This is a genomic window from Syntrophomonas wolfei subsp. methylbutyratica (assembly GCF_001570625.1).
Lineage (GTDB): Bacteria > Bacillota > Syntrophomonadia > Syntrophomonadales > Syntrophomonadaceae > Syntrophomonas > Syntrophomonas methylbutyratica.
This window is the reverse complement of the sequence record NZ_BBQT01000008.1, coordinates 66,214-78,941: the sequence shown is the minus strand read 5'-3', so window position 1 is coordinate 78,941 and position 12,728 is coordinate 66,214. Positions and strand designations below refer to the sequence as shown.

Annotated in this window: 13 protein-coding genes; all 13 read right to left on the bottom strand. The window is 48.9% G+C overall.

Annotation, left to right across the window (positions count from 1 at the left end; all coding sequences use genetic code 11):
- Positions 1 to 13: 13 nt before the first annotated feature.
- Positions 14 to 742, bottom strand: a complete 729-nt coding sequence (gene hisA, locus AWB54_RS07830) for a 1-(5-phosphoribosyl)-5-[(5-phosphoribosylamino)methylideneamino]imidazole-4-carboxamide isomerase (protein WP_061214051.1) — start codon at positions 740 to 742, stop codon at positions 14 to 16.
- Between the two features lie 90 nt (positions 743 to 832).
- Positions 833 to 1,426 (bottom strand): imidazoleglycerol-phosphate dehydratase HisB, encoded by a 594-nt coding sequence (gene hisB / locus AWB54_RS07825; RefSeq protein ID WP_061214050.1) that lies wholly within the window; start codon positions 1,424 to 1,426, stop codon positions 833 to 835.
- A 22-nt stretch (positions 1,427 to 1,448) separates the two neighbouring features.
- Positions 1,449 to 2,747 carry a histidinol dehydrogenase gene (hisD, locus tag AWB54_RS07820; RefSeq protein ID WP_061214049.1) on the bottom strand — a complete coding sequence of 433 codons (1,299 nt, stop codon included), beginning with the start codon at positions 2,745 to 2,747 and terminating at the stop codon, positions 1,449 to 1,451.
- Positions 2,747 to 3,400 (bottom strand): ATP phosphoribosyltransferase, encoded by a 654-nt coding sequence (gene hisG, locus AWB54_RS07815; protein WP_061214048.1) that lies wholly within the window; start codon positions 3,398 to 3,400, stop codon positions 2,747 to 2,749. The genes hisD and hisG overlap by 1 nt, the downstream gene beginning before the upstream one ends.
- The gene (hisZ, locus tag AWB54_RS07810) at positions 3,393 to 4,556 is read right to left on the bottom strand and encodes an ATP phosphoribosyltransferase regulatory subunit (RefSeq protein WP_061214047.1); all 1,164 of its coding nucleotides are present in this window, start codon (positions 4,554 to 4,556) and stop codon (positions 3,393 to 3,395) included. The genes hisG and hisZ overlap by 8 nt, the downstream gene beginning before the upstream one ends.
- A complete protein-coding gene (locus AWB54_RS07805; RefSeq protein ID WP_061214046.1) occupies positions 4,546 to 4,857 on the bottom strand; it encodes a YerC/YecD family TrpR-related protein in 312 nt (103 codons plus the stop codon). The genes hisZ and AWB54_RS07805 overlap by 11 nt, the downstream gene beginning before the upstream one ends.
- A 155-nt stretch (positions 4,858 to 5,012) precedes the next feature.
- Positions 5,013 to 5,675: an HD domain-containing protein gene (locus AWB54_RS07800; RefSeq protein WP_061214103.1), complete on the bottom strand. Its 663-nt coding sequence runs from the start codon at positions 5,673 to 5,675 to the stop codon at positions 5,013 to 5,015.
- Between the two features lie 209 nt (positions 5,676 to 5,884).
- Positions 5,885 to 6,412, bottom strand: a complete 528-nt coding sequence (locus AWB54_RS07795; protein WP_061214045.1) for a tol-pal system YbgF family protein — start codon at positions 6,410 to 6,412, stop codon at positions 5,885 to 5,887.
- A gap of 3 nt (positions 6,413 to 6,415) precedes the next feature.
- Entirely contained in the window at positions 6,416 to 7,702 is a 1,287-nt protein-coding gene (purD, locus tag AWB54_RS07790; protein ID WP_061214044.1) for a phosphoribosylamine--glycine ligase, read from the bottom strand.
- 147 nt (positions 7,703 to 7,849) lie between these two features.
- Positions 7,850 to 9,370 carry a bifunctional phosphoribosylaminoimidazolecarboxamide formyltransferase/IMP cyclohydrolase gene (purH, locus tag AWB54_RS07785; protein WP_061214043.1) on the bottom strand — a complete coding sequence of 507 codons (1,521 nt, stop codon included), beginning with the start codon at positions 9,368 to 9,370 and terminating at the stop codon, positions 7,850 to 7,852.
- A gap of 7 nt (positions 9,371 to 9,377) precedes the next feature.
- Positions 9,378 to 10,019, bottom strand: a complete 642-nt coding sequence (gene purN, locus AWB54_RS07780; protein WP_061214042.1) for a phosphoribosylglycinamide formyltransferase — start codon at positions 10,017 to 10,019, stop codon at positions 9,378 to 9,380.
- Positions 10,016 to 11,053, bottom strand: a complete 1,038-nt coding sequence (purM, locus tag AWB54_RS07775) for a phosphoribosylformylglycinamidine cyclo-ligase (protein WP_061214041.1) — start codon at positions 11,051 to 11,053, stop codon at positions 10,016 to 10,018. Before purM ends, purN begins: the two co-directional genes overlap by 4 nt.
- A 61-nt stretch (positions 11,054 to 11,114) precedes the next feature.
- Positions 11,115 to 12,530 (bottom strand): amidophosphoribosyltransferase, encoded by a 1,416-nt coding sequence (gene purF, locus AWB54_RS07770; RefSeq protein ID WP_061214102.1) that lies wholly within the window; start codon positions 12,528 to 12,530, stop codon positions 11,115 to 11,117.
- Positions 12,531 to 12,728 lie beyond the last annotated feature (198 nt).

The window sequence follows — 12,728 nt, the reverse complement described above, 5'->3', positions numbered from 1 at the left end:
CATATATCAAAATTTATTTTTCCGCTTCCTTAAGAGCATCAAGCAAACTTATCTTGCCGTCATAGAGGGCCTTGCCGATAATGGCCCCGCTCACCCCGTCATTCTCCAACTCTTTCAAGGCTCTTATATTGTCCAGGCTGCTTACCCCTCCGGAAGCAATAATATCCAGTCCGGTACTACAGGCCATCTCTTTTATGGCCGCCAGGTTGGGACCCTGCAAAAGCCCGTCTCGCGAGACATCTGTATATATGGCCGTTTGTACCCCCAGAGCTTTCATCCGCAACGCAAAATCTATAGCCGTTATTGAAGAAGTGGAAACCCATCCTTCCACCGCCACCATGCCCTCCTTAGCATCCAGGCCCAGTACTATGCGCTCAGGGCCGAACTTATCCAGCAGGCTGGCGATGAAATCCGGGTGGGAAACCGCCCGGGTTCCAATTATTACCCGGCTGGCACCCAAAGCCAGAAGCTTTTCCACATCGCTTAGCTGACGCAAGCCTCCGCCTACTTGAAAACTAATGTCAATCGCTGCGGCTATCGCTTCAATAGCTTTAAGGCTCTGGGGACTGCCCTGGAAAGCACCGTCGAGATCAACAATGTGTAAGAATGAAGCGCCCTGCTCCTGAAAAGAACGGGCTACAGTGGCGGGTGCATCAGAGTACACCGTTTTGTTTTCCACCCGGCCCTGAACCAGCCGTACACACTGGCCATCCTTTAAATCTATCGCGGGATAAATAATCATTTTTATTCCATCTCCCCCAACTTCTGTAATATTCCCAAACTCAGCCGTTTTCTTTTTCCTCTTCTATGAACTCCCTGATACTCCCTGAGCTTAGAGAACCCTCTTGGAGGACCATATTCCTTCCATGCGCGGCTCTATTGCGATTGCATCCTTTAAGGCCCGGGCAAAAGCCTTGAAAACCGCTTCAATTATATGATGAGTGTTCGTGCCCCGCAAGAGATCGATATGGATATTAATCCCGGCATTGGCGGCCACGGCCTGGAAAAACTCCCGTACATTTTCCGTAGCGAAATTGCCTATCATTTCCCTTTCCAGCGGCACATTATAGACCAGGTAAGAGCGACCTGAGAGATCAAGGACCACCCGGGCCAGGGATTCATCCATAGGGACCGTCGCTTCCCCGTAGCGAGTTATTCCTCTCTTGTCGCCCAGGGCCGTTTTCAAGGCCTGACCCAGACAGATGGCGATGTCTTCCACCGAATGGTGATCATCTACCTCTATATCTCCTCGGGCAGTGACTCTCAAGTTGCACAAGCTATGAAATGAAAAAAGGGTCAGCATGTGATTGAGAAACGGAATTTCCGTGTCAATCTGGTGATTTCCGGTACCATCCAATTCGACCTGCAGTAAGACCTCGGTTTCACTGGTTTTCCTCTGTACTTCTCCTATTCTGCTATTATCCAATTTTCACTCCTCCTTTGGTTTCCTATTTTATCTTTTTTCCCTTTACTCTTATTCTTATGGAATTGGCATGGGCAGTAAGCCCTTCCACCTCAGCCAGCTTCATTATTCCCTCGGCGTCTTCCCTTATTCCTTGCGGAGAATAATAAATAATGCTGGAGCTCTTCATAAAGGTGTCTACGCTAACCGGGGAATAGAAACGAGCGGTTCCGCCGGTGGGCAAAATATGGTTGGGACCGGCAAAATAATCCCCCACCGGTTCCGGGGTGTATTTTCCCAGGAAAATAGCCCCGGCATTGCGAATCCGGCTCAAATAATCAAAAGGATGCTCCACCATCAATTCCAGGTGTTCGGGGGCCACCAGGTTAGCCACCGTACAGGCCTGATCCATTCCGGGAACCAGTACCAAGGCCCCGTAACTCTCCAGGGCCTGCCGGATAATATCCCGGCGGGAAAGTTCCTGCACCTGCTTCTCAATTTCCTCCCGTACCCGCTCAATCAAGGTCTCACTGTCGGTCACCAGTATGCTGCGAGCCAGCACATCATGTTCCGCCTGGGACATCATATCCGCTGCCAGGTAAGCCGGGTTGGCTTTCTTATCAGCAACTATCAGTATTTCGCTGGGACCAGCCAGCATGTCGATATTTACATCACCATAAACCATTTTTTTAGCGATAGTAACATAGATATTGCCGGGACCGCTTATCAGATCCACTTTATTAATATTCTCCGTACCATAGGCCAGAGCGAATACAGCCTGGGCACCACCCATCTTATATATCTCCTCGATTCCCAGTTCAGCTGCCGCTACCAGAGTATAGGGATTTATGGAACCGTCTTTAGCCGGTGGAGTCACCATGGCTATTTCGCTTACCCCGGCTACCTGGGCCGGTATGGCATTCATAAGTACTGACGAAGGGTAAGCCGCAGTTCCGCCGGGTACATATATACCCACCCTTTTCAAAGGCCGGTAAAGCTGTCCCAGTATATTGCCGCGCTCATCCGGTTCCATCCAGGAGTTCTTCAACTGTCTGTCATGAAAAGCAGCGATATTATCTATAGCCTGGTTTAGCGCAAATATGTAATCATCATCAACTGCATCATAAGCCGCCTCAATCTCATCTTCAGAAACCAGGAAGTTGCTTTCATCGATTTTTGCTCCATCAAACTTTAAGGTAAAGGCAAATATGGCCTGATTACCTTTCTTTTGCACCTGCCGGCCAATCTCTCCAACACTATCTTCGTATTGTTTCATACTGGCATTACTGGCGGTTAAAAAATGCTTAAAATCCTCTGAAGCTCCATCAAATCTCTTTATATTCATCAAGCACTGCCTCCTGTACTTAATTTTTGCATGTTTTCAATCAGGGGTTGAATCTGCTGGTGTTTGGTGCGGTAGCTCACCCGGTTGCATATCAGCCTGGTGGTGGAATCCATTATTTTAATAAACTCCACCAGCCGGTTTTCTTTCAGGGTTCGCCCCGTAGAAACCAGGTCCACGATCATGTCGGCCAGCCCCATCAGGGGTGCCAGTTCTATATTGCCATGCAGTTTTATAATTTCCACCTGCAGTCCCTGGCTGCGGAAAAAATTCTCCGCTATTACCGGAAACTTGGTGGCAGCTCGCTTGTAGTTCAAATCTTTAAGCGCTATATTTTTAATGGCCTCCGGTACCGCTACTACAAAACGGCAGTATCCATATTGCAAGTCCACCATTTCAAAAACATCCCGAGCCTGTTCCACAATTACATCCTTGCCCACTATACCAAGGTCGGCCGCTCCCTGTTCGACATAGGCAGGCACATCGGTGGGACGACACATGATATACTTTACCCGTTCTTTATCATAAGTAAATACCATGCTGCGGCTTTTATCATCAATTCCCTCACCAGGCAGCTTTAATTTCTTAAAAACTTCCAGGGTGGGCTCCAGTAGAGTTCCTTTGGACAGGGCGATGGTCAGGTAATCATCATACATAGATTAATCCTCCAGTTATACAGTTTTCCCTTCCTTCCAGCTTTCTTTCCAGCTCCTGCCGGCTCTTTCCTTCTACATCTATTTCTACGGCAAAGCCCTGCTTCCTGAGTTCCTCCGCCTGAGCTATTACCGCCGCGAAGTCTTTTCCCCCCACCAGGTATCGAGGGGCTTCTTGTAAGGCCGGGTGCTTCAAAAGCAGAGCCAGGCGGTCCATTCCCAGGGCAAATCCTGTGGCCGGGCAGGGAAAGCCAAATTTCCCCAGCAAGTGATCATAACGGCCGCCACCCAACAGGCCGTATCCCAGCTCAGGGGAATAACCTTCAAACACAGTGCCCGTATAATAATCCAGCCCGCGGAGAACTCCCATATCCACTACTATATGATCAATCACCCCGCAAAGCTGCAAAGTTTCATATACTTCACGCAGTTCCTGTACTGCCGCCAGGGCCCGCCGGTTTTTTTCCACATAAGGCAAGCGGTCCAGGACTTCAATCCCCCCATGCAAAACAGGGAGTATGGCAATAGTTTCTTTGAGTTCATCATCAATGTCCAGGGATTCCAGAACCCGGGATAATTCCACCAAATCTTTATTTTCCACCAGGCTCCTGATACAGTCTTTCTCTTCGCGGTTTAAACCGCTATCATCCAGAAGACTATTAAAAATAGCTATTTGATTGAGGCTTATTTTGAAATTATCCAAACCCATCTCTTGCAGCGCTTTGACCGCAATAGTAATCACCTCGGCATCAGCCCGTACCCCCTCGGCACCCAGCAATTCAATGCCGGCCTGCCAAAACTCACGGTATTGGGCCAGGTGAGGCTGGACATAGCGAAAAGAATTGCTCAGATAATACAATCTCTGCGGGAAAACAGCATCACGCAGATGGGTGGCAGCCAAACGGGCAATCCCCGTGGTCATCTCCGGGCGCAGGGAGAGAATGCCTCCTTCCCTATCCATAAAGAGGAAGAGCTCTTCCCTTATATTCCCTCCGGTTCCCATTTCCACTACTTCGAGATATTCAAAGGTGGGAGTCATAACCTCCTCATAAGCATAGCTGGCAAAAAGTGCCGCTGCCTTTTCTTCCATAAAACGGCGGACCTTTAGCTCCGGGGGTAAGAGGTCACGCAGGCCCCGCGAAATCTTTCTACTCTTCATTATTTTTCTCCCCGTATAAATTATTTAATATCCTGCGGTAACCATCAGCACCATAATTAAGGCAGCGTTTTACCCGGCTAATAGTAGCTGTGCTGGCTCCGGTATCCGCAGCTATTTCATTGTATTTGATATTCCCGGCCAGCAGTCGTGCTACTTCCAGCCGTTGTGACATAGCCTTTATCTCACTAACGGTACAGAGGTCATCCAACAGACGATAAGCATCCTCTTCGTTCTGGAGGCATAATAGAGCCTGAACCAGGAAATCAGTATGCTGGTCTTTCCAGCCAGGTGAAAATGTCATGATCATACCTCCCTACCAACGAAACCTAACCTTGACTATACTGCAAAAAGTTATTAATACTCATTAGCTTGCATAAATATGACCGCTCCAGCGTCCTTAATAGCGACCAAAGGGAGCATCAGTTGTGCTCGACAGGGCGCTTCGCATGGGCAACACTATAATAGCCGGTTGTTGTTAATCAAGAGTTCGAATCGGCAGCCCAAATACTCGGCAGCCCGCCGGGACATAAGCATCTTGGTCAAAAATATCTCAAAATACTCCATTACTGAACATACTTCGTTATCAATATCAATTTCCATCCTTATAGTCTTTTCTTCCGGCATAACCACCAGCCGGGAACCAGTAACTGCATAATTAACCCTATCGCGCGGAGTGAAAGCCGACATCTCGGTTTTTCGCACCCGGGAGCGGTGTACATCGGACTTATCAGCCAAAATCAGGGCCGCCGCCACATTATTGATGCTCTTACCCTGAGCCTGTTCTTCATGATTACCTATGGCTCCCATAATCGTCGCTATTTCCTCTGTATCCATTTCCAAATCCAGCAAAAGATAAAACGCCATAATAGCCCCGGACATACCATGCCCGTATCGATTAACCAGATTGCCGATGTCATGTAAAAAACCGGCAATGGCAGCCAGCTCAGCTTCTCGTGCAGGAAAGTTCAGTTTTTCCAGAATCTCCGAACAAAGCTGCGAAGTTTGCTCGGCATGGTGCAGGTCATGTTCTATGGCTCCAATATTACCGATATAGGCATTGCCTATTTGCATATACTGTTCCACCATGTGACTGTTCTTTACCACTTCCAGTGTTACCATTTCCTCACCCCGTTTTCGAATGGGGGACATTTCTGCGAAGCTGATGTGTCCCCGTTCCTTAATCAATGACATTTCTGCGAAGCTGATGTGTCCCCGTTCCTTAATCAATGACATTTCTGCGAAGCTGATGTGTCCCCGTTCCTTAATCAATGACATTTCTGCGAAGCTGATCTGTCCCCGTTCCTTAATTAATTACATATCCTTATTCCTCATAGCTTTTTTTGCAATCGTTTCGCCTGCACGGCAGCCCTGGTATTATCTGGTATGGACTCTAACAGTTTCTTCGCTTTTTCTGTTTCGCCTGCAGCAAGCAAATCCTGGGCTTCCTGCAGCATAGCGGCTGCCCGCTTCTCCTGCTCCGCAATGGCAATCTTCTCTTTCATTTTTTCCGGCTTGCCTAGCTTTTCCAACTTCTTGTATTCATCTATAGCTTTATCAAATTTTCCTTCTGCCACCAAAGATCCGCCCTCACTGATTATACGACGGGTTTCTATCCGCTCCGGGAGCTGGGTCAATAAATAAACATAACCCCCGGCGATTCCCAATAGTGCCAAGAAGGCAATAATCCATAAGAATGAATAGCGGGGTCTTTTTCTCATTATGGCCAAAGCTACAATGAAGGGCATACCCAATATGAAAGTTGTTTTCAAAAACTCCCGGGTAGGCATGAAATAGAGCATAGCGATTACAGCCGCTATTAACAGTATCCGGGATAAAACTCGTATTATCAGCTTCATTCCCTATACCTCATGTTGCATTGCTTTTACGCCAATATCCTGGCGATAATGCATTCCATCAAATTCTATCTTTTTTACCTCTTGATAAACCTTATCCCGGGCCGCTCTCATGTCCTGCCCCCGGCAGACTACGGCCAAAACGCGGCCACCAGCGGTAATGAGATTTTCATCCTTTCGGCTGGTTCCGGCATGGAATACCAGGGTATCCGGCTCAAGCCTATCCAAGCCTTTAATGATTTTCCCTTTTTCATAATCTCCGGGATAGCCTGCGGAGGCCAGAATAACCGCCACACAGCTGCCTTCTTCTATCTCCAGCTGCAAATCACCCAGCTTACCACTGGCGGCAGCCTCCAGCACCGGCAAAATATCACCTTTAATCATGGGCATCAACACCTGGGTTTCCGGGTCACCGAAACGGGCATTGAATTCTAATACTTTAGGACCTTCCGAGGTTATCATCAGCCCGGCATAGAGCACCCCTTGATAGGGGCATCCTTCTTCTGCCATGGCCTTAATGACCGGTTCTATTATATTTTTAATAACCTGCATTTGCAGTTCCCGGTCAAAAACTGGGGGATTGACATAGGCTCCCATACCTCCGGTATTGGGGCCCTGATCATTATCGAAGACTCTTTTATGATCCTGGGCGGCCAACAAGGAAATATAATCCTTACCATCACAAATAGCAAAGAAACTAACTTCCTCGCCCAGCAGGCACTCCTCCACCAACAGTCTTTCACCAGCCTGACCGAAGCTCTTGTCTTTCATCATGCTGTCAATAGCCTGGCTGGCCTCTTCCCAGTTGGCGGCGACAGTAACCCCTTTGCCCGCTGCCAGTCCATCAGCTTTTATTACTACTGCTTTCCCCTGCTCAGTGTAAGTCCGGGCAGAAGCATAAGCCATATCCAATCTTTCACATACCGTATAATCAGCTGTGGGGATGCCATATTTTTTTAACAGCTTCTTGGCAAAAACCTTGCTTCCTTCCAACCTGGAGGCAGCAGTAGTAGGGCCAAATATTTTCAAGCCCGCTTCCCGGAAACGGTCTGCTATGCCCTCCATAAGCGGAGCTTCCGGCCCAACCACGGTAAGGTCTATACGCTGGCTCCGGGCAAATTCCAGCAGGCTTTCTATTTCATTTACTCCTATGGAAATGCACTCTGCTATAGCGGCTATGCCGGGATTACCCGGCGCCACATACAGTGCTTCTATCTCCGGGCTCTGGGCCAATTTCCAGGCCAGTGCATGTTCTCTTCCTCCCTGTCCGATAAGCAATAGCTTTTTCCCCATAGCTGCCTCCTTTAGCACAAGTAGATAGTTCTTTCGTGCTCTTTAATACTGATATCAAAATTATACTTGTATTAAATATACCGCTCGCTGTCTACGCATGGGCAACACCTGCGGCTTGTCTCGCGGCTCAAGGGTACCGCAGTAGCATCAATGTTTAAAATGCCTTATACCGGTAAAGACCATGGCCATACCGTTTTTATCGCATTCATCTATGCTCTCCTGATCTCTTACCGAGCCGCCCGGTTGAATTATGGCGGTAATCCCATACCGCGCCGCCAATTCCACCGTATCCTTGAAGGGGAAGAAGGCATCGGAAGCCATCACAGCCCCCCGGGCCTTTTCCCCGGCACTTTCCAGGGCAATACGGGCTGAACCCACCCGGTTCATTTGCCCGGCACCAACACCCAGAGTAACCCCATCCCGGGCTACGACAATCGCATTGGACTTTATATGTTTGACCACCTTGCGGGCAAAGGCCAGTTCCTTTAATTGCTCGGCAGCAGGTTTTTTCTGGGTGACTACCTGCACTTTATCCATATCCAGCTCATCCCGGTCACTTTCCTGAACTACGAAACCACCGGCTACAGTTCTTATCTGCAACCCCCCGGCGACTTCCAGCGGAAGTTCCAGTACTCGCAGGTTCTTCTTGGCCTGAAGGCTTTCCAAAGCCTCGGGGGTATAAGCCGGAGCAATGATAACTTCCATAAAAGGCTCGGCCGCTTTTTGGGCCGTAGCCCCGTCAACCGGACGGTTCAGGGCAATAATACCGCCATAGGCGGACAATGGGTCAGCGGCAAATGCCCGGTCGAAGGCTTCTTCCAGGGTTGCGGCTACCGCCGTTCCACAGGGGTTGGTGTGTTTAATGATAACACAGGCCGGTTCATCGAATTCCCGCACCAGTTCCCAGGCCGCCTGGGTATCAATTATATTATTATAGGAGAGTTCCTTGCCATTCAATTGCCGGGCATCAGGCAATCCCAGCCCCGGGGTCATAAAGCGGTAAAAAGAAGCTTTCTGGTGGGGGTTCTCGCCATAGCGCAGGTCATAGACCTTTTCCCCGGCCAGAATCAGGTTCTGGTTTAAATCGCTGTTGCTTACACGAGAGAGGTAGTAAGAAATCATGGCATCGTAAGCCGCAGTATGGCTGAAAGCTTCCCAAGCCAGTTTCAAGCGAAATTCCGGGCTTATTCCTCCTTGTTTTTCCAGGGCCTCCAGTAGAGGTTGGTAGAATTCAGGTTTTACCACAACCGCAACATCCTGATAATTCTTGGCAGCGGCTCTTACCATGGCCGGTCCCCCGATATCAATGTTCTCTATGGCTTCTTCCAGGCTTACTCCGGGCCGGCTGATGGTTTCCCGGAAGGGATAGAGGTTTACCGCCACTATGTCAATCGGGCCGATATCATTCTCCTGCAATTGTTGGAGGTGTTCCGGTACCCGGCGAGCCAAAATTCCTCCATGGATTTTGGGATGCAGAGTTTTAACCCGGCCATCCAGGATTTCCGGAAAACCGGTTATATCTGCTACCTTCTTGACCTTAATCCCGGCTTCCTTGATAGTATTATAGGTGCCGCCGGTTGAAATGATTTCATAGCCCAGCTTCTCCAATCCCCGGGCAAAATCCAGCAAACCTTCTTTATTAGACACACTGATCAATGCTCTTTTCATAATCTATCTAACCTCCTTGCTTATCGGCTATTATCACCCGGCGGCCATCTAAAAAAACGCGTCCCTCGGCTAATAGCTGCAAAGAACGCCAGTAAATCTGATGTTCTTCCAGCAGTATCCTCGCCGCCAGGCTGTCCTCCTCGTCATCCTGGTAAACCGGAACCACGGCTTGCATTAATATCGGCCCGGTATCCATGCCTTCGTCAACCATATGTACAGTGCAACCGCTGAATCTGACTCCATAGTTCAAAGCCTGGCTCTGGGCATTCAAGCCAGGAAAAGATGGCAAAAGCGCCGGATGAATATTTATTATCTTCCATTTATATTCATCTAAAAGCACTTTTCCTACCAGGCGCATATAGCCGGCCAGAGCTATGATTTCCACCCCGTGTTCCCGGAGTTTTTGCAAGAGGCAAGCCTCATAATCATCACGACTAGTAAAAGCTGCCGGGGAAAGAAAAATCGATTCTATCCCCCGGCGGGCCGCCTTTTCCAAAGCGGGAGCATCCCGGCGGTCACTGAGCAAGAGCTTGATATCAGCATCCAACTGGCCTCTTTCCACTGCCTGGCAGAGGGCATCAAAATTACTTCCCCGCCCGGAGGCCAGAACTGCCAGGCTGATACGCCCGGCTTCCCTTACTCTAATCATTGAATACTTACCTTCTCCCTGTCTTTCTCCACCCTGCCTATAAGTATAGGCTTTTCTCCTTTATCATGCAAGCACTTTAAAGCTTTATCATGATAAAGCGGCGATACAACGATTATGTATCCTACACCCATATTGAAAGTCCGAAACATTTCAGATTTATCAACCTGACCCAATTTTTCAATAAGCTGAAATACCGGTTTGACTTCTATAGCCTGACTGTCGATTACCGCCCCCAGGCCGGAGGGCATAATTCTTTGCAGGTTTTCTACTATTCCCCCTCCGGTTATGTGGGCCAATCCTTTTACCTCACATGCTTCCAGCAGTGCTAGTATGGCTGGCACATATATACGGGTGGGGCAGAGCAATTCCTCACCCAGGCTACGTCCCAGTTCAGCAATGTTTTCCTCCAGCTCCATCCCGGCCTTTTCCAGTAATACCTTGCGCGCCAGGGAATAGCCGTTGGAATGCAGTCCGGAAGAAGGCAAAGCTAGCAAGAGATCTCCATCCGCAATAGAACTCCCGTTAATAAGCCGGGAACGATCTACTGCTCCTACCGCAAATCCAGCCAAATCATATTCATTCTCCCGGTAAAAACCCGGCATTTCCGCGGTTTCTCCACCAATGAGAGAACAGCCGGCCTGCCGGCAGCCCTGGCTGACTCCCTTTACCAATAGCTCCACCAATACGGGGTCCAGTTTGCCAATAGCGATATAATCCAAAAAAAATAGGGGTTCAGCCCCGTGAGCCAGTATGTCATTTACACACATAGCCACCAGGTCAATCCCCACGCTGTCATGCACCCCCATCATTTGAGCAATCCTTAGTTTGGTGCCTACTCCATCAGTACCGGAAACCAATACCGGTTCCCGGTACTTCTGTAAATCCAGAGCGAAAAAACCGCCAAAGGACCCTATCCCTGACAGCACTTCCGGTCTTATTGTCTGTCCCACCCACTTTTTAATCATTTCCACCGAGCGGTTGGCGGCATCTATATCCACACCCGCTTCCTTATAACTCAAGCCCGGTTTATCCATGTCCTTCCACCTCCTGCAAATATGCACACAGAGGAACGGTTCTCGTGCTCTCCTGGCGCTATCAGGTCTCAATCTCCATAGGATATTTACCACTGAAACAGGCGGAACAAAAAGTATCTTCACCGCTTTTCATGGCGGCAAACATAGCTTCCATACTTAAATAGTGGAGGCTATCAGCACCAATAAACTTTTCAATCTCCGTTTTGTCCATGGTGCTGGCAATAAGCTCCTCCCGGCGCGAGGTATCAATTCCATAATAACAGGGAAAACGGGTGGGAGGGGAAGCCACCACCATATGCACCTCGGTGGCCCCGGCTTCACGCAGCATTTGCACGATCTTCTTGCTGGTGGTTCCGCGAACTATGGAGTCATCAACCATTATTATACGTTTGCCGCAAACCACTTCATCAATGGCATTGAGTTTCAGTTTAACCCCCAGTTCCCGCATCTTCTGGGTGGGCTGAATAAAGGTGCGTCCCACATAGCGGTTCTTCATCAGTCCTTCTTCAAAAGGCAAGCCCGCTTCTTCAGCATAACCCAGAGCCGATGAGGTGCCGGAGTCCGGTACGGAAATAACCATATCGGCATCGATATCGCACTCCCGGGCCAGCTGCCGACCCATCTCTCGTCTGGCTTGATAAACATTTACCTGGTCAATGGTACTGTCCGGCCGGGCAAAGTAGATATATTCAAAAATACAATGGGCCCGGCGAGGCGAATCGATTACCTGCCGGGAATGTAATCCATCCTGGTCTATTACCACTATTTCTCCGGGATTTACATCACGGATTAATGTGGCCCCCACTGTATCCAGGGCCGCCGATTCGGAAGCCAGTATATAGTTGCCATTGAGCTCCCCTAGGCAAAGAGGCCGAATCCCCATCGGATCCCGCACCCCAACCAAACGGTCTTCGGTCATTATTAAGAGAGCGAAAGCCCCCTTCGCATCCATTATGCACCGGGCCAAAGCATCCTCTATTTTATTATCCTGGGAATACCTGGCCAGAAGGTTAGCCACCACCTCGGTATCGCTAGTTGTTTGAAAAACGGAGCCATAGGCAGCCAGCCTTTTTCTAAGCTCCACTGTATTCACTAGATTCCCATTATGGGCCAAGGCCAGCATTCCATTCAAATAATGAAATACCAGAGGCTGAGTATTTACCACATTACTCATCCCGGTAGTGGAATAACGAACATGGCCGATAGACAGGCGGCCTTTAAGTTTCTTAATATGATCCGGCTTTATGACCTCGGTTATTAGCCCCATGCCTTTATGCAGTTGAATCTCATGACCATTGGAAACAGCTATACCCGCACTCTCCTGGCCTCGATGCTGCAAGGCATAAAGACCGTAAAAAGTTGTTCGGGCGGCTTCACAATCATCCTCGGATTCATTTAGAAATATCCCGAAAACCCCACATTCATCGTGGAATTTGTCTTCAGCACAGCATGTAGAAAGCAGATCCAAATCCTTCATTTCCTCCAACACTCTATTTCCTCCCCCTCTTGTAATATCCAAATACTCAGGGTTGCACAGGCATTGGCTTCCAATCCAACGTTCCTCCTAACTTACCGCATTGATTAGTTGATGTCACTGCAAAAAGTCATTTTTCAAAATTAACACCGCTATATCTAGTATAATGGTGAGGTTTTGAACACCATATGTAGCGTTGAG

Excerpts from the sequence above, each read along its gene's own strand:
- hisA (WP_061214051.1), bottom strand. The coding sequence starts at position 742 with ATGATTATTTATCCCGCGATAGATTTAAAGGATGGCCAGTGTGTACGG.
- AWB54_RS07805 (WP_061214046.1), bottom strand. The coding sequence starts at position 4,857 with ATGACATTTTCACCTGGCTGGAAAGACCAGCATACTGATTTCCTGGTT.
- purD (WP_061214044.1), bottom strand. The coding sequence starts at position 7,702 with ATGGGGAAAAAGCTATTGCTTATCGGACAGGGAGGAAGAGAACATGCA.
- purF (WP_061214102.1), bottom strand. The coding sequence starts at position 12,530 with ATGAAGGATTTGGATCTGCTTTCTACATGCTGTGCTGAAGACAAATTC.
- purM (WP_061214041.1), bottom strand. The coding sequence starts at position 11,053 with ATGGATAAACCGGGCTTGAGTTATAAGGAAGCGGGTGTGGATATAGAT.
- purN (WP_061214042.1), bottom strand. The coding sequence starts at position 10,019 with ATGATTAGAGTAAGGGAAGCCGGGCGTATCAGCCTGGCAGTTCTGGCC.
- AWB54_RS07800 (WP_061214103.1), bottom strand. The coding sequence starts at position 5,675 with ATGGTAACACTGGAAGTGGTAAAGAACAGTCACATGGTGGAACAGTAT.
- hisD (WP_061214049.1), bottom strand. The coding sequence starts at position 2,747 with ATGAATATAAAGAGATTTGATGGAGCTTCAGAGGATTTTAAGCATTTT.
- purH (WP_061214043.1), bottom strand. The coding sequence starts at position 9,370 with ATGAAAAGAGCATTGATCAGTGTGTCTAATAAAGAAGGTTTGCTGGAT.
- hisG (WP_061214048.1), bottom strand. The coding sequence starts at position 3,400 with ATGTATGATGATTACCTGACCATCGCCCTGTCCAAAGGAACTCTACTG.
- AWB54_RS07795 (WP_061214045.1), bottom strand. The coding sequence starts at position 6,412 with ATGAAGCTGATAATACGAGTTTTATCCCGGATACTGTTAATAGCGGCT.
- hisZ (WP_061214047.1), bottom strand. The coding sequence starts at position 4,556 with ATGAAGAGTAGAAAGATTTCGCGGGGCCTGCGTGACCTCTTACCCCCG.